This is a genomic window from Saccharopolyspora erythraea NRRL 2338, assembly GCF_000062885.1.
Classification (GTDB): domain Bacteria; phylum Actinomycetota; class Actinomycetes; order Mycobacteriales; family Pseudonocardiaceae; genus Saccharopolyspora_D; species Saccharopolyspora_D erythraea.
The window spans coordinates 5,570,425-5,595,742 of record NC_009142.1; the positions used below are offsets into that span (position 1 = coordinate 5,570,425).

Consider the following 25,318-nt stretch of genomic DNA (forward strand, 5'->3'; position numbering starts at 1 on the left):
TGCCCGGCGGGTTGCGGTTGAGCAGGGTCAATCGCACTTGTGCCGCGTCCAGGTACTCCTGGTGCCCGGCTTGCACCCCCCGTAGCATTGCCGACACCCACTGGCACCAGTCTTTCGAGGGGCAACCGTGACCGAACGGGCTACATGGGTACCGGACCACGTCGACAAGGAGGTCCCGAGTGCGGCGCGGCTCTACGACTACCTGCTCTGCGGAGCGCACAACTTCGCCGCGGACCGGGCGTTAGCCGAAAAGTTCTTGACCGCGCTGCCCAGTGCTCGCGACGTCGCGAGGGCGAACCGGGCCTTCCTGCGCCGCGCCGTGGTGTTCTTGTCGCAGCAGGGCGTGCGTCAGTTCCTCGACGTCGGTTCGGGCATCCCCACGGTGGGCAACGTGCACGAGATCGCGCAGGACGTCGAGCCGCGGGCTCGGGTGGTCTACGTCGACTACGAGCCCGTCGCCGTCGCGCACAGCCAGTTGCTGTTGGAGGGCAACGACAACGCCACGGTCATCCAGGCCGACATGAGGGAACCCGACACGATCCTGCGGCACCCGGAAACCCGGCGGCTGCTGGACTTCTCCCAGCCGATCGGCCTGATCATGGCCGGCGTGTTCCACTTCGTGTCACACGACAAGAACGCGCCGGCGATCATCGCGCACTACCGGGACGCGCTGGCCCCCGGCAGCTACCTGGCGCTGTCGCACTTCACCGCCGACATCAGCCCGAACGAGATGGCCGAGGTGGTCGAGGTGATGAAGCGCAGCACGGACCCGATCCACCCTCGTACGCGCGCGGAGATCCACGAGCTGTTCACCGGTTTCGAACTGGTCGAGCCCGGCGTGGTGGGCACCGCGCAGTGGCGCCCGGACCACGCGGAGCAGGCCGACGAACCCGGCGGCTCGCAGATCTACGCGGGGGTGGGGCGCAGGCGATGACGCGGTCGCGAGGGGCGCGTGGCTGGGTCTTTCCAGTTCGTGCTCTGGCCTCGGGTCCGTGAGCCCGCGACCACCGGGCAGCAAACACCGCAGCCACCCGCACAACCGAACGCCGTGGCGCTATCGCGGCTGCCGGTGATCCAGGTCAACGGGTGGGGGCCGGTCGGCCTGAACACCGCCGTTGGCGGGGAAGGCCCTGACGGACGGTGGTCAGCTCACCATCGCCGGGCAGGGCTACCAGCACGGTTTCGGCACCCACGCGCCAAGCCACCTGCGCGCCTACCCCGCAGGCACCTGCACCCGATTCGACACCGCGGTGGGAGTCGACGACGAAGCCGGCGGCGGCAGCGTCACGTTCCAGGTGTACGCGGACGGGCAACTGGTGCATGACACCGGCCCGCTCACCGCCGGCCAACCGGCTCAGCCCCTCGGACTCGACATCACCGGCGTGCGTCTGCTCCACCTGGTCGTCACCGACGGCGGCGACGGACAGTACGCGGACCACGCCGACTGGGCCCCCTGACCGGCACCGGCTGAGGGGCCTTTCACGATTCGGGCGATGGCCCATCGCGCCGGCGCGGTGCCGGTGGTGCCCTACCTCTACTTCGTGTTGTCGTCGTCGATGATCTCGGCGTCCACCACGCCGTCCGCGTCGGCAGAGGTCGCCGAACCGGTCTCGCCGCCGGCGTCGTTGGTCCCGGTTGCGGACTGGTGGGTGTAGAGCGCCTGCCCGATGGCCTGGGCCTCGGTGATCAGGCGGTCTCGTGCCGAGCGGATGCGGTCCATGTCGTCGCCCTTGAGGGCCTCGTTGGCCTCGTTGATGGCAGCCCGCACCTTGTCCCGCGTCTCCGCCGGGATCTTGTCGGCATTGTCGGTGAGCTGCTTGTCCGTCTGGTACGCCAGGGTTTCGGCCTGGTTGCGCGTCTCGGCGTCCTCGCGGCGCTTGCGGTCCTCCTCGGCGTGGGCCTCGGCGTCCTTGACCATGCGGTCGATGTCGTCCTTGGGCAGCGCCGAACCGCCACTGATCTTGATGGACTGCTCCTTGCCGGTGCCCAGGTCCTTGGCGTTGACGTGCACGATGCCGTTGGCGTCGATGTCGAAGGAGACCTCGATCTGCGGCACGCCGCGCGGCGCAGGAGGGATGCCGGCGAGGTCGAAGCTGCCCAGCTTCTTGTTGTGCACGGCGATCTCGCGCTCGCCCTGGAACACCTGGATCTGCACCGACGGCTGGTTGTCGTCGGCGGTGGTGAACGTCTCCGAGCGCTTGGTGGGGATGGTGGTGTTGCGCTCGATCAGCTTGGTCATGATGCCGCCCTTGGTCTCGATGCCCAACGACAGCGGCGTGACGTCCAGCAGCAGGACGTCCTTGACCTCACCGCGCAGCACACCCGCCTGCAGCGCCGCACCCACCGCGACGACCTCGTCGGGGTTGACGCCCTTGTTCGGCTGCTTGCCGCCGGTGAGTTCGGTGACCAGATCGTTGACCGCGGGCATCCGCGTCGCGCCGCCGACCAGAACCACGTGGTTGATGTCGCCGACCTTGATCCCGGCGTCCCGGATCGCGTTGTTGAACGGCTTGCGGCAGCGCTCCAGCAGGTCCGAGGTGATCCGCTGGAACTCGGCGCGCGACAGCGTCTGGTCCAGGAACAGCGGGTTCTTGTCCGCGTCCACGGTGATGTAGGGCAGGTTGATGCTGGTCTGCGAGGATGCCGACAGCTCGACCTTCGCCTTCTCCGCGGCCTCCCGCACCCGCTGCAGGGCCATCCGGTCCTTGGTCAGGTCGATGCCGTGCGAGGCGCGGAACTTCTCCACCAGCCACTCGACGATGCGTTCGTCCCAGTCGTCACCACCGAGGTGGTTGTCACCGCTGGTCGCCTTGACCTCCACCATGCCCTCGCCGACTTCCAGCAGCGAGACGTCGAAGGTTCCGCCACCGAGATCGAAGACCAGGATGGTCTGCTCCTTCTCGCCCTTGTCCAGACCATAGGCCAGCGCCGCCGCGGTGGGCTCGTTGATGATCCGCAGCACGTTCAGGCCCGCGATCTGACCGGCCTCCTTGGTGGCCTGGCGCTGAGCGTCCTCGAAGTAGGCGGGCACCGTCACCACCGCGTCGGTGACCTCCTCGCCCAGGTACGACTCGGCGTCGCGCTTGAGCTTCATCAGCACCCGAGCGCTGATCTCCTGCGCCGTGTAGACCTTGTCGTCGATCGTGGTCTTCCAGTCGGTGCCCATGTGCCGCTTGACCGACCGGATCGTGCGATCCACGTTGGTCACGGCCTGGTTCTTCGCCGGCTGACCGACCAGCAGGTCGCCGTTCTTCGCGAAGGCCACCACCGATGGCGTGGTCCGCGAGCCCTCGGAGTTGGCGATCACCGTGGGCTCGCCCGCTTCCAGCACGGACACGACGGAGTTCGTGGTGCCCAGATCGATACCTACCGCCCGTCCCATGACGTCCTCCCCATCGACGCAGAGAACCGACTTGAGTCATCAAGGCTCAATAACCTTTATACCCGCATCGTCCGATCAGCGCCTTCGCCTACGTCCGGAAAGGCGCCAGTGCCCCCTCCCGGCCGGCCGCCTACCACTCCAAGCCTTCAGGAGCCGTTGACCCGGCACCTGCCAACGAAAAGGCGCGAGTTGCGCATGCGCAAGTGGAACGCGAAGCCGACAGAGCCCTGCAAGCAGGACGACGCCCAGGCAGATCCGATCACGGCCGACCACACCGTGCTCCAGCAACGGCAGTGTGGCGGCCACCGGACAGGAGGCGAACTAACGTTCGAAGCGCCTACCCTGCGGTTGTTCGAACTCCGGTACGCAGGCCGTTACGAATGGGCGGCCGGAGTCGTGGTGGTGTGGGTACCGGGCAGGGGAGCCTCGATCGCGGCGAACACCGCTCGCCCGGTGTCGGTCAGCGAGCAGCGACCCCAGCCGTCGTGCCAGTCGCAGGCGACCAAGCCACCGCGACGGGCCACCGTGCTGATGGTCTCGATGGTCAACCGGCCCGGCCAGGCGCGCAGAACTTCGCGGGCGTGCAGGGCCAAGACCACGCGCACCTGGTCACCCGAGGTGAGCACAGCGTCGTAGTCGGTCAGCGCCATCGCCCACTGGCGCTGGGTCGCGGAGGTGAAATCACCCAGCACCCGCAGCGTCAGCCAGTCAGCGGAACGCCACGCAGGCACCAAGGCGGCCTGTGCGCAGCGCGTGCCGATGAGACGTTGGGTCGCCGACCGCAACGCCGCCACGGCCAAGTCCCCCGCTGCAGGAACAACCTGCCCGGACAGCTCGCTACTCACCACTTCAGTGTCTCGCGCCAGAGCGTGTGCGGTCGCAGCCACCGCGTTCTCTTTCGGGGCATCGTGTCCACCCGCTCACCGCAGCGGTGGAACGAGCCGCGGCGTACGCCCGTGACCATCGAAAGCCTCCAAGTCCGACCGAAGCTCGCTAGGACGAAACTCATTCACATTCGGTCACGTTGCTCTCTTCACCTGCCGCCTCGTTTCGGCAATGGCGCTTCAGAGGCGCTGGGCGCCCGGCTAGGTGTCGGAGACTCGGTGGCGGGGACCGGTGCAGTCGCCGCACACGCGTGCCACACAAGGTGTGCCCCGTAGCGGTGACCAGCAGTGCGAACTGGGTGGTGGGCTTGCCGCAGCGCCGACACGGTTCGGTGTGGTCGGCGACGTGGGTAGTGGCCAGGCGTGACCGGGCAACGGTGTCAATCACGAGCCGCGCCGCCCCCGTTGGTTCGGGAGCCTCGGCCAGGGCCGTCTCCACGCTGGCATGCTCGGCCAGCGCGGCGAATACCCGGCCCGGCGAGGCGCTGAGGGCTCGGACGGCGGTGTCAGTCCGACTCGTCGCGGGCGCGTCCGTAGCGCTCGTAGATCACACGCGAGCCGAACGTCCTGGTCTCGACCAGGTCCAGCCGAACGTGTTCGGTGACCGGCGGCAGGAAGGGCGTGCCGCCACCGACGACGACCGGATTGCGGAACATGCGCAGCTCGTCGACGAGGCCGAGATCGATCGCTGCCGCGGCCAGGCCGGCGCCGCCGATCGAGACGTCCTTGTCGGTCGCGTCGAGCGCCGCAGCGGCCTCCTCGCCCACCGACGCCTCGGCGAGCCGCGCGTTGCCCTCAACGCTGTCGAGCGTGCGGCTGAAGACGACCTTCGGGATAGCGCACCAGACGTCGGCGAACGCGGCCCCGAGCTCGTCCTCGCGCATCGACGGATCCGTCTCCCACGGCAGCATGGTCTCGTAAAGCCTGCGGCCGCACAGAAAGCCGCCGAGCTCGCGTGTCTGCGCGATGTGGAAGCGAAACTGCTCCTCATCGGGGACTGTCCACCCGAACGCGCCCTCGCGGTCGGCGATAAAGCCGTCCACCGACACGCTCATCGAGTAGATCAGCATGGCTTCAAGCTCATCGCACCAGAGCGACCGACGACGATCGCGACAAAGCTCACCACTGAGCTGGACATCGGGCCCTCCCTCGTTCCGCAGGCTTCTCTGCCACAGCAAGTGACTGATCGCGAGCCGAAAACGCATCGTCGTGGGCGGTCCAAGCGATCGTACGGCCACTGCTGATGCCGCACTGATATCGCGAAAAGGAGCCCCGCCGGAACGCTCTCGCGTGGACGGGTCGTGCGTGCACCGGCCGGGCACGGGACCACGACGCGGGTGGGCGGGTGCGGTTTCAGCCGATCGTCCCGAGTCTCGCTACCCGCGGTTGCCGCGCCACCGGACGGCCCGGTCGGGCAGGTGACCGACCAAAGCGTTGTGGTCCAGTCGTTGCCGCCGCGTCCACGCGGCGGCGTCCGCACGCGCGTGCAGGCCCAGCTTTTCCAGGATGTTGTGCACGTGGTTCTTCACCGTCGCCAACGCGATGCACAGCCGATGCGCGATCTCCTGGTTGGACAGACCCTGCTCGATCAGGACCGCGATCTCCACTTCGCGGCGGCTCAGCCCGTGGTCCGAGCCGGCGGGCTGCAACTCGCCGGCGAGCTCGGCGACCCTGCGGCTCAGCACCGCCGCGATACGGGGCGAGCAGCGCACCTCCCCTTTCGCCGCGCTGTCGATCGCGCTGACCAGTTCGGCGACCGAGTTGTCACGGGTCAGATAACCGGCCGCACCGGCTTCTGCGTAGGCGACGATGTCGGCCTCGCCCTCCGACACGCCCATGGCAACTATGCGCATTTGCGGGTTCCCTGCTCGCAAAGCGGCGACAGCGCTGGGGCCGTCCGCCGAATGCCCCACGTCGAGCAGGACGACCCGGGAGCGCTCCCCCGGCGCCTGCCGGATCGCGGCCGGCGCGGCGGCCGCGACGACGTCGAAGTTCCCGGCCTGATGCAGCGCCAGTGCCAAACCTTCCCGGTAGAACCTGGTTTCGGCGATCACCACGACCTCAACCATGACGCACCACCACAGCGAGCAAAGCATGAGTGAACTACATCGGGCCGCCGATGACCCCACAACGCTTGTCGGCACTGCTGAAGCGCGAACACCGCCGCCGTGGCGCTCCCGATTCGTCCCCCACGGCAGCCACGCCCCGCACCACCGGCAGTGCTGCGGAGTCCGGCACCCAAGCCCGACATGGACGCCAACTGCTGATGCTACGCCGGGGCACACACCGGTGCAGCTCCGCGCCACACCCGCGGTGACGGCCACTCACAGTCGGTCACAGTTGTTCGACTGACTCGAGCAGCGCTTGCGGGGAAAGCTCGCCCAGCGGCTGGCAACGGAACATCGCGCCGCCGCCCTGGCCTATCAGCAGCAATGGTTTCGGTGGACGCCGCTCCAGCAATCGGATGAGCACTTCGGCGCCGCCTGACCGGCTGGTTTCGAGCACGACGATGTCTGCTCGTGCCGTGTCGATCGCGTCCACGATCCGGTTCACATCGTGCGTGAGTGCACCGGCCACGATCAGATCCGGTCGCTGTCGAACAGCCGTTTCGATGATCCCGCGCACGAGCAGGGGCATGTCGGCGAGGAAGATCCTGGTGTTCACGTGACGGAGCTCCTTGTCCCCCGCGTCCCGTGGTGCCTAGTCGACCTCTTGGACGTGCGGCGAGCTCCCCCCACGTTGAGCCGTCGGGGGGCGGGGGCTCTCCGGGCCCGCGACGGCCTGCATGACGGCGTTGCCACGCTCGTCGACGAACCGGGTGAACAGCTGCTGCGCGGCGCCGAAGATGATCGCCCAGGCAACGATCTGCGCCGACGTGTCGAGAGCGGTGAGCCCGGGTACGAATTCCCCGCGCATGAGAAGCAGTCCCAGCACTGCCGTCAACGCACCGGTCGGCAGCTTGAGGACCGCCAACGCCAGGGGCACGTTGTAGGCGGTCGCGGTGCCCCTGATCTGGCGAAGAGTGGCGGCGGCGGTCACGGCGGCGGCGACGAGGCCTGCCGTTTCGACGACCACGTAGTCCCACGGCCTCGTCGCCAGGTGGTAGTCGTGGTCGAGATCGCCCGTGAAAGCCCCGCCCGATGTGGGGCACACGATCGTGCCGAGCGGGTGGAAGCACATCGGAACCGCGTCGTCGTAGACCGCGCCCAGCATCGCGACGGCGATGCTGATCGCCATGAGCCCCGCCGCCCACCCGTACACGATGCGGGAGAAGCTCCGTACCCGGACCACCTCGCGCTCCTGGACGCGGTAGGCGGCGCGCACCGCGTCGACCACCGTGTGCCGCTGCGAGATGTTGCCGTCGTTCTTCCAGTCCCGCATGGATTTCGCGATCTTGGACCTGCGTTGGTCGTGCAGCAGGAGATTTTCCTCGACCAGCGCGACGAGGTCGGGAAGCATGCCCCGGAGGTCTTCGAGCGGGGCTATCCGCATGATGGTGGTGTGCGCGGAGTTCATGTTGGCCAGCGCACTGTCCACCTGGCCGGCGCGCGGCCACCACCTCCGCGCGGAGCCGACAGCTTCCTCGGCCTCTTTCAGATGTGCGCGAGCGCTGTCCTTGAGCTCTTCGACGCAGGAGTCCCGTTCCGCGCGCTTCCACTCGAACTCGAGAAGCGCTCGCAGCTCGGCGATGCGCGCCAAGGTCCGCTGTCCCCACGGCCACGTGCGAGCGCCCCACATCGGTGGGCTGCCCCGCTGGCCCTCCAGGTCGCTCACGATGGCCTCCAGAACCCCGGCGTCGCCGATATGGACACGTATGGTCCCGGTCAGCAGGAGCCAGGGGAATGGACCTCGTGGTCCACCCTGGGTTCACCGGTTCACCTGGCGGTCTACGGGCACCGTTGCCGGACGGACCCCGGTGGCCGGCGGTGTCCGGGCGCCCGTCGTCCGGAGCAGAGCGGAACGGTCCAGCCGTTGCACCCGCGCCCAGGCAGCGGCCTCGGCACGGCCCCGCACGCCCAGCTTGTCCAGGATGTTGTGCACGTGGTTCTTCACCGTCGCCAACGCGATGCACAGCCGCCGGGCGATTTCCTGGTTGGACAACCCCTGTTCCAGCAGTTCCGCGATCTCCGCTTCTCGGTGGCTCAGAAGCCCCGCTGACACGATGGACTGCGCCGCTCCCGGGCTGAGTGCCGCGGCGACACAGGGCGAGCAGCGGAACTCCCCCGCCGCGGCGCTCCGGACCGTGCGAACCAGCTCGGCGATGGAGTGACCCCGTGTCAGGTATCCCGCGGCGCCCAGCTCGGCATACGCGAGGATGTCGGATTCCTTCTCGGGAACGTTCATCGGGACGACCCGGAGCCCGGGATCGCGAGTCCGCAACGAGATCACGGCGCTGCGCCCGTCCTGCGAACCGGTCACGTCGAGCAGGACCACTCCCCTGTTCGACGTGGCGGGGTCGGTCGCGATGTCCTCGATGCCCGCACCGGTCGAGATCACCTCGAAGCCGCCGACGCTCTGGAGGACGAGGGCCAAGCCCTCGCGGTAGAACCTCGTCGCGGCGATGATGACGAGTTCGATCACGCGAACCACCCTCGCTCAGCGCGGTCGTTCCCAGCCTCCGAAGCCGACGCCGGCACTGCTCCACGCTATCCAGCCACGAGCCGGCGCCGACACGGCCAATGGTCCTTGCCCTACAAGGTGCAGGGGCGACAGGCTCGCGGAGATCGGTGAATGGCACAACGCCAGGTGGAAGCCGCTCGCGTACTACGACCGGATTCCCAACCCGAACTCCATCCGCACCGGGCCGACGATCCGAATTTCGCTGGTGCACAGCGGCTACGGCGCATCGGCGGAGTGAGCAGACCGGGCTGATCACCGAGCTGGTCGCGTCGCCGTGACCCAGGCCGCGGCGGTCACGGCCCGCGCGATGTCGGCGATGAAGTCCACCTCGACCGCCTTGTCGGCCGGCAGGTGGTAGTTCGGGTTGGCGTCCGGCTCCGAGTCCCGGTCCGGGCCGATGAAGAAGTCCTCCGACGCCAGACATGCCGGCCGACCGTGGAGGTGGAAGCTGTGGTGGTCGCTGCGGGTCTCGGCGGGGTCGGCGATGGTCCCGCCGTAGCGCTGCGGGGCGAGCAGATCGGGAGAAACCGCCGAAGCCTCTTCCGCAACCAGCTTCCCGAGCGCCTGGGAGGCGCGCTCGACGTCCCGGTCGCCGGAGAACCCGGCGTGCAGCTCCCAACTCCGGCCGCTCCGGGCATCCCAGCCGATCATGTCCATCTGGAACACCGCGGTGATCGGCACCCCCTGCGCCGCCTGGTCGCGGGCGTAGGCGCGGCTTCCGACCAGCCCGTGCTCCTCGGCGTTGAACAGGACGAAGCGCACTGTGCGGCGCGCCGAGCCGAGGGTCCGGGCCAAGCGGCAGACCGCGTCCGCTGCGGCCAGGACGCCCGCAAGACCGCTCCCGTCGTCGTCGGCTCCGGGAGCCGGATCGCTGGCGGCGCGGAAGCCTGGTTGGCGGGCGGCCGTCGAGTCCAGATGCGCTGAGATCACGACCACGCCTTCAAGTCCACTGCCGGGGAGTTCGCCCTCGACGTTCTCGTACGCGCGCCCCTGATGGCTGAATCGGTGTCGCCGCACCGACACCATCGAGTCCATGGCCGCCAGCTCGGCGACAGCGCGATCGACCGCCGTCGCGTTGTCGGCGTGGAGGATGTGGCGGCTCCGCAACGGAGGCCCGTCGGCGGTGGCTCCGCCGGTGTAACGGGCGATGATGTCCTGCACCCGCGTTGCGGTCACGGTCCGCTCAAGCACGTCCGCCTCGGTTCGCTCCAACGCCGCGGTTCCGAGTCCGGTGGCCACGGCCGGTTCCCGGCCAAGGTCGACCGGGCGCTTGCCGAGCCCGCTCAACGGGGTCAGTTTGAGGTTGTGCCCGTGCTGACCTGCCGCGAGATGCAGGTCCTCCACCTCGCTGCCACCGGGCACCGCGAGCAGCACGTCCTGCCCCGTGGACGCGAGGATCGCGTTGTCGTCTCCCAGCTTCCGGCCGAGCACACCGACAGCTGACACATCCAGGTCGCGGATCAGGTAGAGGTCTGTGGTCGCCGGCAGCCCGGGTCCTCCGAGGCGTTCGACCCTCCAGCCCAGACCTTCGAGCGCCTGCACGGAGTTCGACGTACCGACGCCCAGGACGGTGGTCGGCGGGCCGGGCGTCACGTCGCAGGCGACTGCCCCGCACCGATCGAACGCCTCGGCCCACGCGCCGCCCTCGGGAACCGTCGCGCGCAGGAACGTCAGCGGGCCGCCGCTTTCCACCACGGCGCGGGCCAGCCTCGGGTGCGGCGCGACCCGGAAACCCGCCTCGCGGGCAAAAGCACGTTCGGTGGCATCCTCGCCGACGAACACGCTCGTCGCGACGGAAGGATCCCCGGCCAGACGTGCCGCGGTCCGGAACAACCGCGGCGAGTCCTTGCGTCCGAGCACGATCAGTTCGGGTTCCAGCACGGATGCCAGGTCGCTGGTGTGGAGCCAGCGGTCCACTTCGTCGTGCGAAATCGCGCCGGGGTTGGAGATCAGGCCGAGAGGGCAGCCGAGTTCCCGCAGGTCGTCGAGGATCGGCCGCACATCGTCGAACACCTTCAGCTCGACGATGGTGCGGCCGTCGGGGCCAACCGCAACCGATGCGAGGGTGTCACCCAGGTCGAAGAACACCGCTGTGCAGTCATGCTCCGACATCCAAACCTCCCACGACTGCGAAGCGTTCAGGCCGCGGCGTAGCGCGATGGCAACCGCGCCTGGCCGAGGTTGTCCGGTGGGGCGAACGACGGTGCGAGAGCGCTGGTCCCGGCTTGGAGTCTCAGCCGGACGCATTCCATCGGCGGGATGTCGTTCTGCCCGAAGCGGCATGCGACACCGATCAGCTTCACGGTGATGTGATCGGCGAGCTGGCTGCCGAACCAGATGGGCTGGCCGTCGATGGTGATGTCGCTGACGGTGAATCCGGCCTCCGCGGGGACCTCGTACACGGCCCGGACCGGATGGTTCTCCGCGCCCCGCACGTAGCGCCAGTAGGTGGCGGGATCCGAACCGTCGGGTGTGCGGAAATCTCCTGTCGACAGACCTCCTATGTAGAGGCCGATGGGATTCTTCAGGGTCACGCTCGCCTTTTGCCGGGCCAATGCGTTGACCTCACCACCGATGTGCGGATCGCTGTTGCGCTCAGGGGCCCCGTAGAGGCCGCACTTGATCAGTTCTTGTTCGCGGGTGAGCACGTTGCCGTCGCGGTGGCGCACGATGGTGGCCGCACCCGCGAGCTCGACCTCGGCGAACAGCGAGTTCGGATCGTGGACGAGGTGCATCGCACCTTCGGTGGTGCTGCGGTTCCACCGGTTGCGCACGATGTAGTTCCCCTGGGAGTCGAACAGGTCTGCCTTCGACACCTGCTCGCTGAGGAACGTCTGGTACAGCCTGACGAGGGTCTCCGGCGCCGTCTGCGCGAGGAACGTCCACCACTCGCGAGGCTCGCAGGTGAAGGTGACTTTCCGGATCTTCCCTTCGGAATCCCGGGTGGCGCTCCATTCCAGGTACTCGTCCTGCACCTCCCGGGAGGCTTCGGCACGCCGCCAGCGCTGCGTGTCCCCCGGGAAGTTCCGGCGGATCTGCCGGGGGAACGCCGACCAGCTGATCTCGGCTTCGACGGCATCCGCCGCCGTTTCGGTCTCGGTCGGATCGTAGAACTGGCTTCGTGGCGCGTCGTTGTCCTTCTGAACCGGTTGCCCGGCACGGACCTGCTGGAAGATGCTCTTGACCGCATCGCTCCACAGCTTCCTGGCTTCGTCGCCCACGTCGTCCACATGTCCGATCGGGTCGAACCGCGTCAGCAACATGTTCGTTCTCCTCACCGGTCGCCTTGCTGAACCGGCTCTGACATGACGGTGCCGTCGCGACGCATCGCGAGGACCGGCAGGTTGGCAGGGATGTCCGTCCGCGGCAGAAGCAGCGGGAACTCGTTGAGGGCGGTGCCGGCGAAGCTCCGGCGCCGCGACTCCGCGAGCAGGACGTAGGAGTCGAAGCCGTCGTCGGTGGCCACGACTTCGGTTACCGCGTCGAGGTAGCTGTTGAGGCGTTCGGAGAGTCCGGCTTTCCACTCGTCCTTGTGGAGTTGCCACATTTCGGCGAACTCCCGCTCGGGGCTCTCCTCCCCCAGTGCAGCGGCCGCGGTGGTGATCCGCTCCGCCGTTCGCTCCGACAGGTCCGAGCCGCTCTCCGTCAGTGCCGCAACCGTCGGCGCGTGCCGCAAGAGCGCGGCTCGGCGCTTCGAGTACACGGGATTGGGAAAGTCGACCATCAGCGCACACGCGGCGAAACGGGCGGTGAGCAAGCCCGACCGGACCGCCTGACGCACCACCTCGTTGTCTTCCAGCGCCGGTTCGGGAAACAGGAAGGCGAAGTGCGTGTCACCGGGCCACTGCGCGCCTTGCCCGTCCTCAAGACGGAACCGGTAGCGAGCGAGGCTGGCGCGGTAGTGGCCGCCGTGGACGAGGGGTGCCTGGCCCGGCGTCTCGATCCCGAGGTCCTCCAGCAGCTCCAGGTTGAACAGGAAAGTCAGCGGCAGGGCCAGATCGGAGGAGTCATCGATGGCCGCGCTCTCGCTGTCGGTCGTGCGCAGGTTCACCGTTGTCGTCTGGAACAGATGCCGCAGCAGCCGGTCCGGGTGCTCGATGCTCGAACGATCGGTGATGGCTCGCAGCCGGGCCCTGGTCCAGCGCTCGATGCACCGCTTGGCGACCTGCTTCTCGAAGACGTCCGCGCTCTGGCGATCACGCCAAAGCGGGTCGGTTCGCAGCGGGCTGTCCGGCGGGATCGCGTCGTGCGCACCGGCGCGTGAGGAATGCCAGTTGTTCCAGGGCTCGCGCAGCTCACGCATCACGACGCTGCCGTTGACGTGCGCGGCGAACGGGCCCTGACCGCGCGTGGCCGGTTCGAGCGCGTCGTGGGAGTCCCCCGCGTAGATCCACGCCGTGGTTCCCTCGACCCGGAGGTAGTAGTTGAAGACCCCGTTGTCGTCGTCCCAGGCGAGGACCTGCAGGAATACGGCAGGCGAGTCGGCCTCCGGACCCGTGGTCACCAACAGCTCGGTCTGCTCCTCGCTGCGCCCGCGAGAAACCAGGCACCGCAGTTGCCGTGCCACGTCCCTGGTCTGTTCAGTCCAGGGGAGCTGGCTGCCTTCGCCTGCCAGGAAGGTCATCTGGACCGGGACGGCCTGCGGTCCCTCAGCCGCATCGAGTGCGGCGACCAGCTCACGCAGGGTCGCGGGAAACGTGCCGTGCTGGAACAGCAGGACGGCGAGGGGGTCCCTGAGGCGTGCCACCTCGCTGTCGTTCATAGGGGTGCCGGTGGGCGGGTCGAGGCCCGTCCGCAACCGGTGCAGCCGACCACCTTCCGGGGATGGGGTCTCCCCGGACTCGGCCATGCTCGCAACCGTCGCCGGTCTTGCGATGTCCATCCGTGACATCGTGCTCCGCTCCCCTGCTCATCGTCCGGTCCCCGCAGCGGCACCGGGAATGGGCCGTCAGGTTCAAAGGGGATCCAAACTGGCACGGAGCTTCGGTGCGCACGCATCACCGCACCAGTCCCGGATCTGAATCCTCGGTGGATCCGGGGATTCATTGCCACCGGGTAGCCGCCACGCCTTACTTGAGTGCGAGCGCTCGTGCGCGCCGCACACCCGGAGCTGGGAGGCGCCGACATGTCCGTGATCGTCATCGAAGGCACTTACCGACTGGTCGGGTCGCGCCCGGACGGTGACTCGATCCGCTTCTACCCGAACAAGCCCGCCGAGTGGGACTTGGTTCCGGGACCCGTGCGCCGGAATGCCAAGGGTGGAGCGCAACTGCGGTTCGATGGAATCGACACCCTCGAAACGCACTACCCCACCAAGGCGGGCGAGGTGCACCAACCACCGAAGTTCGGACAGGCGGCCCTACAGGAGCTGCTGACGTGGGTGGGTTTCACCGACGTTCGTCGTGACGAGCGCGACACGGTCACCAGCACGGTTCCCGAGCATGCGCCCGGCTACATCTTCACCAGAGGAGCCGATGTGCACGGGCGCTGCGTGGCGTTCGCCGGCCGCGGCCGTGCTCCTGGCCCGAGCGGCGAGCCGATGCACGTCGACGTCGCCGCGGTCCAGCAGACCGCCAACCACCACCTGCTGCTGCAGGGCATGGCCTACCCGACCTTCTACCGGAAGCTCTTCCCGGACCTGCGCACGGAGATGATCGACGCGACCGAGCGCGCCAAGTCCCGCCGCAGCGGGTTGTGGCCGTTCGACCTGACCTTCTCGGGAATCAAGGTCGAGGGTCTGAGCCAGCTGACCGAATCGGCGGTGATCATGCCGAAGCTGTTCCGCCGACTCGCCGACTACCTCGTGCTCAACGACGGCGACCCCTCGCTGGCGGGGTTCCGCGACTACGTCGAGGAGCGCGGCGATCGCCTGTTCATCATCTCCACCGGACACTCGACCGGGTTCGACTTCGTCATCAACGTCGCCGACCAGACCGTGAAGCTGACGACGCCGCTCGAGGACCTCGTCTTCGAGGAGCGCTAGCGGGCCTCGGACTTCACACCGGGGAGGACTGATGACCGACTTCGCTGGATTCCCGGGTGCGGAATTGGAGTTCGACAGCGACGCCCACGTCGTCGGCAGCGCTGACCCCGTTCTCCGACTTGTTGGCGACCAGGCCGTGACCGATCTGCTCGTGCTCAGCCACGGGTGGAACAACGACAAGGCCGAAGCTCTCCGGCTGTACCGGGACCTCACTTCGTCGCTCCGCGCCGCCGTCGATTCCGGAGCCGGGCCACAGCCCGCCGGCCGGACGATCGGTGTCGTAGCCGTGCTGTGGCCGTCCAAGAGGTTCACCGAACCCGGTCTCGTCGCAGCCGGATCGACGGCCCTCGCACCACCGATCGACTCACAGATCATCCTCGAGCAGATCCGGGAGCTCCGAACCGTCTTCCCCGACCCCGCGGCTCAGCGAACCCTCGACTTTGCGGCCGCCCTCGTACCCGGGTTGTCCACGGCCGACGCGCGTGCGGCCTTCGCCGAACAGATGCGGTCGCTGCTCGCTTCCACGACGCTCGATCCCGAAGACGGCGCGACCGATCTGTTCACCCTTCCCGGTGAGGAGCTCATGCACCGCCTGGCCCTCCCGGTCGCGCTCGCACCGCCCGAGGGCGCGAGCCTCGACGTCGACGCCGGTGAGGACATGGCGGCGTTCGACACCCTGTTCGGCGGGACTTGGAGCGCGGCGCTGCACTTGGTCAACTTCACCACCTACTACACCATGAAGCACAGAGCAGGCCGGATCGGCGAGAACGGTCTCGCCCCGGTGCTGGCCGACATCAAGCGAGCGCGGCCCGATCTGCACGTCCACCTCGTGGGCCACAGCTTCGGCTCCCGCCTGGCCGCTGCTGCCAGCAAAGCGCTCCCCGCCGACACGATCACCACGCTGTCCCTTCTCCAGGCCGCCTTCTCGCACCACGGGTTCGCCGAGCACTGGAAGCCCGGTCAACACGGACACTTCCGGGCCATCATCGCGGAGAAGAAGATCAACGGGCCTGTTCTTGCCACACACACGCGGAACGACCGCGCCGTCGGCATCGCCTACGCCATCGCGTCCCGGATCTCAGGGGACGCCGCGAGCCTCGTCGGCGACGCCACCGACACCTACGGCGGAATGGGCCGCAACGGCGCCCAAAGGACTTCCGAGGCCGTAGCCGCGACGCTGCTCCCGGTGGGTGCACGCTACACGTGGCAACCCCGGTGCCCCCACAACCTCCTGGCCGACGACTTCATCAAGGGACATGCCGACGTCACCGGCCGAGAGGTGGCCTTCGCGATCTGCTCCGCGATGGCACCGTGAACCGGCGCCCCACGCGATGCCGTACTAGACCCCTGATGTGGTCCAAGGCGCGAAGGCGTTCACCACCGAGGCAAGGGAACTGCGCAGTTGCGGGTGGTGGCGCAACAGGACGGTCGACATCGAGTTGTCGGCGACCCAGTCAAGCCCGGCCTGGGTGTACACGGCGGGTGTGTAGTAGTCGGTCAGGAACCGGTCGCTGTTGAGCCGGCGTGACGCCATCAGGATGAAGATCCGGAAAGCCGTGTCGCTGAAGGCGAAACCGGCCGGGAGCCGCTCCGCGAACAGGCCGATCATGAGATCCACGTTCTCGATGTCCCTGTACATGTGGTCGATCTCCTCGGCCCACTCCGGGTTCCCCGTGAGGTCGTGGAAGTCCTTCGCCGGTGCCAGGCCGAGCAACCGGCGGAACTCGTTGTAACGCGGGACACCGAGCTCCCGGGAGCGCAGGATGTCCGTGGCCGCGAGGTCCTGGAAGTTCCCGTCCGGACGACGGAACTCCTGGAGGTGCCTGGGGAAGTTGTGCAGTGTCACCAACCCGGGGTGCAAGGTGCCGAACGAGTACAGCAGATCAGCCATTCCGATGTCGTTGAGCACCGGCAACGCGTTGGGTCCTGCCAGATCGCGGAAATCGCAGTCGCGCGCGGTGGAGTCGTCGGCGACGTGTCGCAGGTGCCAGTGATCCCGGATCAACGGGTGCATCCGGTAGACGGCGACGAACTCCTCGGTCAAGGAGTACGGGACACCGTAGTGGTCGGCCTTTCCACCGGGGATACCGCTGACGGCCTCGCTGTCGGTGAGTCGACCGAACAGGCGTTGAACCCGCTCTCCCTCCAGGCCGAACCAGTTCGCCCGCAGAGCGGCCTTCGTCGTCGGATGGCTGATCACGGCGGGCGTCCACTCCACGGTGTGGATCTTGGCGATCAAGGCGGCGTTGACCAGCCTCGCCCGCTGGAAGAGCTCCTCGTCCGGCCAGGTCGGGTACTCCGCGCGCAGGCGGTCGCAGATCGCGTTGTGCTCGCGGGTGAACAGCGTCCGCATCATCTCGGTCCCCAGCCAGAAGCCCGGCACCCGGGACGGGTCTTTCGCCGGATCATCGGGCAGCGGGAGCAGCTTGCCGGCCTTACCGGTTCGGATTCCCTTCTGCTCATCCGCGCTGACTCCGTAGATCTGGGAGGCGTCCCACCAGTGCGACAGCACATTCACCCGCGTCTGCGGCAGGTCGGTGGCTCCCGGCGGACGGGTCGGGTCGTCCGGGGTGCGCATGATCCGCATCGGCGGCTGCATCCAGGGGTCGTCAGCAGCCAGCGGTACGACCCACGGATCCTCCGTCGGGCTCGTACCGTGGCTGAACCAGTCCCTGATCACGAACTGGAGCCAGGCCGCGACCAACGAGTTCACCGTCGTGGCAGGGACGAACGATGTCCTCGTCAACAGAGCCCGGCTCACCTCACGCGGATTCGGCGTCAGAACCTCGGATTCCGTTGCCGGGGCGATGCACGCCAGCGGAATGTTGCGCCCGAACCGGGATCCGGCCATGCCCATGGCCGGATCGTCGAGATCGTTGTAGCTGCCGTCCGCGGTCCGGTTCACCAAGTGGCGAGCGGACGGGGCCTCCAGCGGCGGCGTGTTCACCGCGGGGAGCCCCGAAGTGTCGTGCAGATTCCGATCGCGCAGCCGGAGCCGCAGGCCGAACAGCGTCGCAAGACCGAACGGGGTAGGCAGCCGATCCCACCCGACGAGGCGGTCCACCAGCTGCGCCAGGTCCGCGAGTCACGTCCGGAAAAGGCGGTTGCGGTTGCCGACGCCACCCCGCCGACGTCGTTCTCGCGCAGGAACCAGCGTGTAGGGCGCTGAGGCCACCTCACCGGTTCGATCCGGATAGACACGTGTGTGCTTGGCCATCGAAAGTCCTCCTCCTTCCGGAGGCCGCGTCCTGTCAGTGCGGGCTCACACCTGACGGGTGCGATCCGGTTCGCGCCATCGAACTCGCGGAAGGCCTGCCTCAATGCGGCCTCTGGTCTACACCGAACTCATTGTTCGTCGATCGCCCGTTGCTCCAGCCATTCGACGAGGGGCCGCAAACTGTCGGGGACCGCCGTTTGGGACACCACGACGCTTGATCGACGACCGCCGCGCTCGAGGGTCACTTCGTACTGGTACATGTCCGCGCCGGGACCGGTGATCGGCGACCGCTGCGCCAACTGTTCGAACCCGGCTTGCTCGATGTGGCGTTCGAGCGCTTCGCGCGACTCGTCGTCGAGGTCGGCGGAACGGACCGACGTCGTCAGTTCGGCGCCTGCAAACAGCCCTCCAGTGCGTTGCAGGGCCATCGTCCACGGCTGTCGCTCAACACCCACGCCGGGAAGACTAAGGGCTGCCCGCGCGGTGAGCAGGGTGGCCCGTGGTCAAGCCTAGATCTCGACCCCGACCGAGGCCCAGCCGTTGGCGACGGCTTCCGCTTCGGTGCTGCCGACCCCGAAGAGCTGACCCGCCACTCGGTGGTTCAGCCGGGCGAACTGGCGAAAGTCGGCGTTCCGGCGAAGTTGCTCGTGCCCGAGCGTCGCGTAGAGGATCCGGCCCGCACGCTCCCAACTGCGGCCACCGAGCGCGGACGCGATCTCGAAGAACGCCTTGTTCGGGATTCCCGAGTTGATGTGCACTCCGCCGTTGTCGCCGGCGGTGACCACGAAGTCCTTCATGTGGGCGGGTTGCTTGTCCTTCCCGAACCTGGGGTCGTCGAAGGCGGTGCCCGGTTCCTTCATCGACCGCAGCGCCTTCCCCTTCACTCCCTCGGCGAGGATCTCCGCGCCCAACAGCCAGTCGGCCTCCTCGACGGTCTCGTGGTGCACCCACTGGTGCACCATCACGCCGAAGGCGTCCGCGATGTGCTCGTTCAGCGCCCCGGACTGCCCCTGGTAGACGAGCGGACCGTCGAACTGGATGACGCCGTGCCCGAGCTCGTGCGCGGCGACCGACAGCGACTTCGTGAGCCGGGTGAACAACCTTTCGCTACCGTCCCCGAAAAGCATCTGGTCGCCGTCCCAGAACGCGTTGTCCACCTTCCTCCCGAAGTGCACGACTCCGTCGAGGGTCATCCCCGCGTTGTCGATCGAGTTCCTCGCCAGCACCTCGAAGAAGAACTTCCACGTCATACCGAAGTGGTCGAACGCCTCGTCGACAGCAGGGTCGCCGACACGACCGTCTCCTTCCTTGCGCACGATGGGCGAGCCGGTGTCGACACCGGTCTTCGCGTCGCGGATCACGCGGTCCATCGTCGGCTCCCGGAGACCGGCCGTGGCAACGAGCGGTGTACCCGCCGCCGAGCGCGCCGCTTCGGCCTGGGATCGCGCCGAACGCAACGTGGTGGACACCGCCAGCGTGCTCAGAGCGGCGTCTCGATCGGCTTCATCGCCCCGTTTGGCGATCTCGACGAGGACGTAGTCCGGAACCACGCACTGAATGGGATTGGGTGAGTGCATCGTGCGACTCCTCCCTGGCTGAGATCGGGTCAACGGCTTCCTCCGGCGCCACATGTCCGACCCCTGACCGCACGCCCGCCGACGTATCGGCTCGCTGTTACGTCCAGGGGCGCCGAGGAGGCCGCTTCCCTCCTGCTCTCATCATCAGGTCTTCGGGGCAGCCGAGAATGAACCACGGAGGTTCAAACGGGATGCAGCCCGGATCGAACCTCGGATCCAGGCGCCTCGAGTACCCGGTGTGTGGAGAACAAGCAAGGGTGTTGGCGATGCCCGCGCACGACGGAGCGACGGGAGCGACGCGAAGTGTTCTCTTCACCTGGCTTTTCGTCTGCGGTCTCGCCGCTGCCGTGGACGGGATCGCTCGGTGGAGATGCGAAGGTGTGTGCGCGTCGTGAGGACCGAGTTGACCAGGGCCACCAACGAAGACAACAGGGAGATGACCCCGGTCCAGAGGGAAACCGCAGCCGCGGGGTTGAGCTGGACCGCCTGCTCGCTCGCCTCGGTCACCGGCGTGGCCTGCTCCGGCGTCGGCGCTGCGGCACCGTTGGTCTGGTTCTGGTCCGGTGGCGGCTGCTCATCGGGACTGGGCGTTGGCTGCGGGGTGGTCCGCGTACCGGGTGTGGTGGTGGCCGTCCTGGTAGGGGACTTGGTGGGCGTACCCGTGGCGGACGTCCTGATCGTCGGAGGTACCGGCTCTGGTTCCGCCGGTTCACCCGCCCGGGAGAAGTGGACTTCAGCGGTTCAAGGGGACCCTGCCCGGATGAATCCTCAGTGGACCTGAAGACCCATTGCCGGGGTACGTCATCTGTGCCGGACTGGGGGTGAGTCGCCGTTCCTCGAGGGCACAGGCCCGCAGGACGGCCAGTGGGAGGTGAGATCCGATGACAACGACACAGGCGTGCAGTTCCTACACAGTGCAATCAGGCGACAATCTCACGAACATCGGCAAGTGGTTCGGCTACACCGTGCAGGAGCTCGCCAAGCACAACCAGATCCCGAATCCGGACATGATCCAGATCGGCCAGAAGATCAACTTCTTCGCGAAGAAGGGCCAGGAGATCAAGCATTACGAGGTCAAGAGCGGGGACACGCTGTCCGAGATCGCCGAGAAGAACCACCTCAAGGCCGCCCGCCCCGGCAAGAAGTCATGGGAGGACCTGGCCCACTACAACCACATTCCGAACCCGAATGTGATACAGGCGGGCCAGCGCATCTGCATTCCCGTCAAGGTTCCCGCATTCGCTTGACAGGTGGCTCCAGGTATCGCCCCGGCCTCCCAAGGCAGTTGGGCGCGTGCCCCAGGAACTCTAGGAGTGTCCGATGACGGACTGTGAAACGTACACGGTACAGCGAGGCGACACGCTTTCGGAGATCGCCCAGTGGTTCGGCGTGGACATGGACATGCTTGCCAGCATGAACGGCATCCAGGATCCGAACAAGATCTCCGGGTCAATACCTCTACCTGCATCCGAACGCGCATCCTGATGTGTGTACGCCATACACGGTGAAGTCCGGCGACACACTCTCGCAGATCGGCCAGCGGTACGGTGTGGCCTGGCAGAAGCTCGCGCACTACAACCACATCGCCAACCCCGATATCATCAATCCGAATCAGACAATCTGCATTCCCGGCGCCCGATGAGCAGGGCGAGGACCGGCCATCGTGCCCGAGCGTGCTGATCGGGCGGAGTCCGGAGGCCGTCACCGGCGTTTGCTTCGATTTCCGAGGGTGCTGGTCCGTGCTTGGTCGATGTGGTCGAGGACGGAGCCAGCGCCCTGGCTCGCATACAGCAGGCAGGCGGACCCGCAGGGGCCGCCCTCGATGAGACCGGTGACCGCGCCAGAGATCGTGGGAGTCCTGGCGTTGGCGTGGCCGTACCGCAGCGGTCGGAGCCAGTGCGGCCGAGCAGGCCAGCACCGCTCACACCCCGGTGCTACCCTGTGATTTGACGCACACCGACCATTTCGACAATTTTTGGTGTGGGTCGGATCCGATTAAATCGGGGGTCAGATTGCGATGGCCATTGACTTCACACTTACCGAGAAGCAGCGAGAGGTTCAATCATCCGCTCGTGCTTTCGCGCAAGAAGTTCTCGCGCCTGTGTCGGACCAGATAGACGCGGAACCCGATCCGTTGAAGGGATTCCAGCTCGCCAAGCCCGCGTATGCCGAAGCGTGCCGGCGAGGTATCCCCTTCTCCATGCTTCCGGCGGAGTACGGCGGGGGCGGGTTGTCCAACGTCGATTTCGTCATCGCCGCGGAGGAGATCCAGGCGGTCGATCCCGGTTTCGGCACGACCGTGCTGGTGAACGGACTGGGTTTGATGCCGGTCTGGTACTACGGGACCGAGGAGCAGAAGAAGCGGTTCATCGGCTCCGCCACCGCGGACGAAAGCGGAGAATTCCTCGTCGGTTACGCGGCGAGCGAGCCGCCGGGTACACCCGGGGGCACTGCGAACTTCGACGCGCCCGCCATCGACGGTGCGGGCATGCACGTCACCGCACGGCTCGACGGTGACGAATACGTGATCAACGGCCGCAAGTACTGGCCGTGCAACGTCGGGGGCTGGGACAACAAGGGCGCCAACCTGAACCTGGTGGTCGTGCGCACCGGTTCCGAGTCGGGCGGTACCGCGGGGCTGTCGGCCATCATGGTCGAGCGCGGCACGCCCGGGATCACCTACCGCTCGATCAGCACCTCGGCACAGCGCAGCGCACCGAACTGCGAGATCGTCTTCGAGGACGCCCGCGTTCCGGCGAGCAACCTCATCGAGGGCACCAAGGGCAACGGCGATCTGGTGATCAACCGCAACTTCGCCTGGTCCGGTCCGGTCGCCGGGATCGGCGCGGTGGCGGTGGCGCGGTCGGCGTACGAGGACGCGCTGCGGTGGGCGAAGACCTACACGGGTGGTGGGCCCAAGCCCATCATCCACTACCAGTACCCGGGCTACGTCCTCGGTGATGTCGCGACGAAGATCGAAGCTGCACGGTACTTCTGCTGGAAGTCGGCGCACTACCTGGACCAGCACGGCTACCACGGCGAGATGCTCGGCGCCATGTGCAAGGTCCACTGCACTGAAATGCTGTTCGACTGCGTGTACAAGTGCATGCAGGTGGTCGGCGTCAACTCCGTGGACAAGAAGCAGCGGTTCGACCGCTACCTGCGCGAGGCTGCGCTGCTCCCGCTCTACGACGCGGGCAACTTCGGCATGCAGCGACGCCGGGTGCACGGTGTCATGGTCGACGAAGGCTTTAACCCGCGTGCCTTCATGGACGACGAGCCGGTCGACTTCACCAAGGACATGGAAGGCATCGACACGATTCCCGGGCCCAAGACCGACGAACCCACGATTCCGTCTCCGCAGACGGCCGAGCCCTTCGCCGTCCGCTGACGAGGCTCCCGGCACGCCCGTGAGCGATCATCGGCGAGCACCCGGAATGATCGCTCACGGGCGGTCGCACGTCGGCACAACGCAACTGCGGTCGGCGATGCAGACACCGTCCGGCCCAAGTCCTCCGAGCCAAGGTGGGCCACGTCTTCGGGCGATCACAACCAACCCTCCGAGTGACCTGCTCGGCTGGAGGCGACGCAGAAGCAATCTGATGGCTACCAGGCGCACGGTCGGCCAGTGATCCGGCATACCCACCCTGTTGCCTCGCCCAACGCGAAAAAGCCGCTCGTCACGGCTGAAAACCAAACCAGGCCCCACTGCGTGTTCCATAGCGCCAGCAGGAAGCCGGAGGCGAGCGTTGACCGCGGCGCCACGGCAACTGAGGTCACCTGGCTGGTTGGAAGTACGACGTGCCGCGGGCGGTGGAAACAGATGTCGTTGCCGGGGTCGCCGTCGTCCACCGCGGCCGCTGCCACGGTCGACCGCGTTCACCCTGGAACGTCGGCAGAGCATCAACCGGCGGGGTGAGCTGGGCGCTGTCGTGCCGGTTGCCACGGTTGCGGCGCAGCCGCGGCTGTACGGGGTCGAGGAGGTCGCAAACGCGCCTACCTCGGACCCAACGGGATGATCAACGTGTCCGGCACACGGGCGGCGAGGCCGATTCGGATGCCTCACACCCGGACCGGTGACCAGCCCGGGAGCACGTGTCGATCTCGACCAGGACCACCCGGGTCCTCCGGTGCGTACTCCGTCGGGCTGGCATCGGTCGGCGAGAACGGGACCGGCTGCAGCGCGCCGCCGCGGGTCGAGCGGCACACTCAGCCGGCTTGGCGCGCGTTGAGATGTTCCTGGATCCGAACGGCGAACTCGGCCAAACCCGCACTGAGCGCGGGATACTCGCTCCCGCCGCGTGCCGCCGACCCCGCCAGGTGCTCCAGCTTCTGGGCTTCAGCGCGAGCCCACCCCGCCTGCTGCGCGAAATCTTCAGCACGCGCACGATCAAGCGCGTCACGCAAAGCGTTGGCTGACGCCAACGCGAACATCAGCTCCTGCGACATCATGACCTCCCTGGACATCGATCGGTACCTCCCCCGCGCCGTGTGGTGCTGTTGGGCTTCCGGAGAGGCTTGATGGAGGCGGCGAGGAAGAGGCCACCGGCGAGGAGCAGTGCCTGGCCGAGGACAAGCCCTGCCCCGATCGCCCCGAGAGCCACGACCAGCACGACCCAGTCGGTTGGTCGCCAGCGGTCGTGTTCTCGCCGCCTCAGGTAATTGGGTGTCGACCCTTGGACGGGATTCACGCCGGCCTGCTCTGCAAGCACTCTGATCTGCTGTGATCCGGTGCGTGCCATGGCGGGTCCTTCCCAAGGGCGCTACTGCGCTACGTTCGGTTCGTGATGGTGGCCCATTGCTTGCCGATCCGGTTGAGCCAGCTGCAGACGATGATGCGGCTCTCCCCCGGCCGATCAGCGCGACCGGTCCCGGCAAACCCTCGGAGCCACGGTCTGCGCCGCGTCCATTGTTCCGTTGTGGTCAGCGTGTATCCGACATCGGCGGCGCCGAAATCGCGAGTGGAACGCACTGGGACCTCCCGGCAACAGTGAACTTCCTCCGAAACGCGGGGAAATGTTCGAATGACCGGCATGCGGGAAACTCCGCCCTGCCGGTCCGGTTGGTTTCATTCTGCCCGGGTTCGCCGCCCGCATCTCCGGTCGCACCTGGCCAACAACCGCGGCCTCACATTGCCGAGCCTCGGCAAACGTCGCACTGCTGGTCGTCCCGGTGACCGCCCCGACTCGCTGCGCGGTCGGTGTTGTGGCGTAGGGACCGCGTCGCCGGTGCATGGCATCGGCAACTTCGCCCCTCGGAGCTTGCCCAGCACGGACGCGGCGGGTGAGCGGGAAGTGCGGCATTGTCGAAGGCACAGGTGACGCTCCTCGGTTCCCTGCTCGACTCGAGCGCCGAGGCCGGGTAACGGGAGGGTTGCGGGATGCTCGACAAACACGAACGCCATATGTTGCACGAGGCGGAGCACGAAATCGACGCGGCAGGCCCGCAACGCAACCGCATGTGGGCGGTTGTCGCACCGCTGCTGCTTCTCGTCGCTTTGCTGCTGGACCTCGGGTTCCCAGGCAGCGCGTCGATCGTGGCCGTTGTTGCGGCATTCGTCTGGTTGATCCGCGTTTGATTCCGCCGCACAAGCCCGACGGGTCAGAGCAGGTTTTCAGCACGCCGAGAACAGGAACAGCTCCTATGTCATTGCGA

The 25,318-nt window shown here is 67.4% G+C and carries 23 protein-coding genes; 9 read left to right on the plus strand and 14 right to left on the minus strand.

Translation table 11 applies throughout. The features are described from left to right. Positions 1–127 precede the first annotated feature (127 nt). Both SACE_RS24195 and SACE_RS24200 read left to right on the plus strand, forming a co-directional pair. The gene (locus SACE_RS24195; protein WP_009951423.1) at positions 128–934 is read left to right on the plus strand and encodes an SAM-dependent methyltransferase; all 807 of its coding nucleotides are present in this window, start codon (positions 128–130) and stop codon (positions 932–934) included. Positions 935–1,115: 181 nt separating this feature from the next. Beyond that, positions 1,116–1,457, plus strand: coding sequence for an NPCBM/NEW2 domain-containing protein (locus SACE_RS24200; protein ID WP_009951422.1), 342 nt, complete (start codon positions 1,116–1,118; stop codon positions 1,455–1,457). A gap of 77 nt (positions 1,458–1,534) precedes the next feature. On the opposite strand, the gene dnaK is transcribed toward SACE_RS24200, so the two are convergent. The 10 genes from dnaK to SACE_RS24250 form a co-directional block, all read right to left on the minus strand. Then, positions 1,535–3,382 carry a molecular chaperone DnaK gene (gene dnaK / locus SACE_RS24205; RefSeq protein WP_011874554.1) on the minus strand — a complete coding sequence of 616 codons (1,848 nt, stop codon included), beginning with the start codon at positions 3,380–3,382 and terminating at the stop codon, positions 1,535–1,537. Positions 3,383–3,756: 374 nt separating this feature from the next. Next, on the minus strand, positions 3,757–4,227 hold the full coding sequence (locus SACE_RS24210; RefSeq protein ID WP_143538207.1) for a hypothetical protein: 471 nt from the start codon (positions 4,225–4,227) through the stop codon (positions 3,757–3,759). A gap of 545 nt (positions 4,228–4,772) precedes the next feature. Next, positions 4,773–5,336, minus strand: coding sequence for a dihydrofolate reductase family protein (locus tag SACE_RS24215; protein ID WP_009948950.1), 564 nt, complete (start codon positions 5,334–5,336; stop codon positions 4,773–4,775). Between the two features lie 306 nt (positions 5,337–5,642). Beyond that, positions 5,643–6,323: a LuxR C-terminal-related transcriptional regulator gene (locus SACE_RS24220; protein ID WP_231849752.1), complete on the minus strand. Its 681-nt coding sequence runs from the start codon at positions 6,321–6,323 to the stop codon at positions 5,643–5,645. A 277-nt stretch (positions 6,324–6,600) separates the two neighbouring features. Then, positions 6,601–6,930, minus strand: a complete 330-nt coding sequence (locus SACE_RS24225; protein ID WP_009948948.1) for a hypothetical protein — start codon at positions 6,928–6,930, stop codon at positions 6,601–6,603. Positions 6,931–6,966: 36 nt separating this feature from the next. Then, entirely contained in the window at positions 6,967–8,040 is a 1,074-nt protein-coding gene (locus tag SACE_RS24230) for a hypothetical protein (RefSeq protein ID WP_231849753.1), read from the minus strand. Positions 8,041–8,133: 93 nt separating this feature from the next. After that, positions 8,134–8,847 carry a LuxR C-terminal-related transcriptional regulator gene (locus SACE_RS24235; RefSeq protein WP_009948946.1) on the minus strand — a complete coding sequence of 238 codons (714 nt, stop codon included), beginning with the start codon at positions 8,845–8,847 and terminating at the stop codon, positions 8,134–8,136. 291 nt (positions 8,848–9,138) lie between these two features. Beyond that, the gene (locus SACE_RS24240; protein WP_011874556.1) at positions 9,139–10,998 is read right to left on the minus strand and encodes a M28 family peptidase; all 1,860 of its coding nucleotides are present in this window, start codon (positions 10,996–10,998) and stop codon (positions 9,139–9,141) included. 26 nt (positions 10,999–11,024) lie between these two features. Continuing rightward, positions 11,025–12,149: a hypothetical protein gene (locus tag SACE_RS24245; RefSeq protein WP_011874557.1), complete on the minus strand. Its 1,125-nt coding sequence runs from the start codon at positions 12,147–12,149 to the stop codon at positions 11,025–11,027. A gap of 11 nt (positions 12,150–12,160) precedes the next feature. Next, a complete protein-coding gene (locus SACE_RS24250; RefSeq protein WP_231849754.1) occupies positions 12,161–13,768 on the minus strand; it encodes a hypothetical protein in 1,608 nt (535 codons plus the stop codon). A 243-nt stretch (positions 13,769–14,011) separates the two neighbouring features. On the opposite strand from SACE_RS24250, the gene SACE_RS24255 reads away from it, so the two are divergent. After that, positions 14,012–14,869, plus strand: a complete 858-nt coding sequence (locus tag SACE_RS24255) for a thermonuclease family protein (protein WP_011874558.1) — start codon at positions 14,012–14,014, stop codon at positions 14,867–14,869. 31 nt (positions 14,870–14,900) lie between these two features. Next, the gene (locus SACE_RS24260) at positions 14,901–16,184 is read left to right on the plus strand and encodes a hypothetical protein (protein ID WP_009948940.1); all 1,284 of its coding nucleotides are present in this window, start codon (positions 14,901–14,903) and stop codon (positions 16,182–16,184) included. A gap of 24 nt (positions 16,185–16,208) precedes the next feature. Here the strand turns inward: SACE_RS24260 and SACE_RS24265 are convergent, their stop codons facing one another. The 3 genes from SACE_RS24265 to SACE_RS24275 all read right to left on the minus strand — a co-directional run bounded on the left by SACE_RS24265 (position 16,209) and on the right by SACE_RS24275 (position 19,663). Continuing rightward, entirely contained in the window at positions 16,209–17,933 is a 1,725-nt protein-coding gene (locus SACE_RS24265; protein ID WP_009948938.1) for a peroxidase family protein, read from the minus strand. Between the two features lie 281 nt (positions 17,934–18,214). Further along, a complete protein-coding gene (locus SACE_RS24270; protein ID WP_011874561.1) occupies positions 18,215–18,541 on the minus strand; it encodes a protealysin inhibitor emfourin in 327 nt (108 codons plus the stop codon). 54 nt (positions 18,542–18,595) lie between these two features. Continuing rightward, on the minus strand, positions 18,596–19,663 hold the full coding sequence (locus tag SACE_RS24275) for a M4 family metallopeptidase (protein WP_009948936.1): 1,068 nt from the start codon (positions 19,661–19,663) through the stop codon (positions 18,596–18,598). A gap of 881 nt (positions 19,664–20,544) precedes the next feature. Here SACE_RS24275 and SACE_RS24280 point away from each other — a divergent pair. The 4 genes from SACE_RS24280 (at position 20,545) to SACE_RS24285 (ending at position 23,054) form a co-directional block, all read left to right on the plus strand. Beyond that, positions 20,545–20,910 carry a LysM peptidoglycan-binding domain-containing protein gene (locus SACE_RS24280; protein ID WP_231849755.1) on the plus strand — a complete coding sequence of 122 codons (366 nt, stop codon included), beginning with the start codon at positions 20,545–20,547 and terminating at the stop codon, positions 20,908–20,910. A 73-nt stretch (positions 20,911–20,983) separates the two neighbouring features. Further along, the gene (locus tag SACE_RS36805) at positions 20,984–21,148 is read left to right on the plus strand and encodes a LysM peptidoglycan-binding domain-containing protein (protein WP_021341448.1); all 165 of its coding nucleotides are present in this window, start codon (positions 20,984–20,986) and stop codon (positions 21,146–21,148) included. 19 nt (positions 21,149–21,167) lie between these two features. Next, on the plus strand, positions 21,168–21,305 hold the full coding sequence (locus SACE_RS38900) for a LysM peptidoglycan-binding domain-containing protein (protein WP_197537709.1): 138 nt from the start codon (positions 21,168–21,170) through the stop codon (positions 21,303–21,305). Positions 21,306–21,680: 375 nt separating this feature from the next. Further along, positions 21,681–23,054 (plus strand): acyl-CoA dehydrogenase family protein, encoded by a 1,374-nt coding sequence (locus SACE_RS24285; protein WP_081468368.1) that lies wholly within the window; start codon positions 21,681–21,683, stop codon positions 23,052–23,054. An 818-nt stretch (positions 23,055–23,872) separates the two neighbouring features. On the opposite strand, the gene SACE_RS24290 is transcribed toward SACE_RS24285, so the two are convergent. Then, positions 23,873–24,130: a hypothetical protein gene (locus SACE_RS24290; protein WP_009948933.1), complete on the minus strand. Its 258-nt coding sequence runs from the start codon at positions 24,128–24,130 to the stop codon at positions 23,873–23,875. A 913-nt stretch (positions 24,131–25,043) separates the two neighbouring features. Between SACE_RS24290 and SACE_RS24295 the strand changes: the two genes are divergently transcribed. Continuing rightward, positions 25,044–25,241: a hypothetical protein gene (locus SACE_RS24295; RefSeq protein ID WP_009948932.1), complete on the plus strand. Its 198-nt coding sequence runs from the start codon at positions 25,044–25,046 to the stop codon at positions 25,239–25,241. Positions 25,242–25,318: the final 77 nt, after the last annotated feature.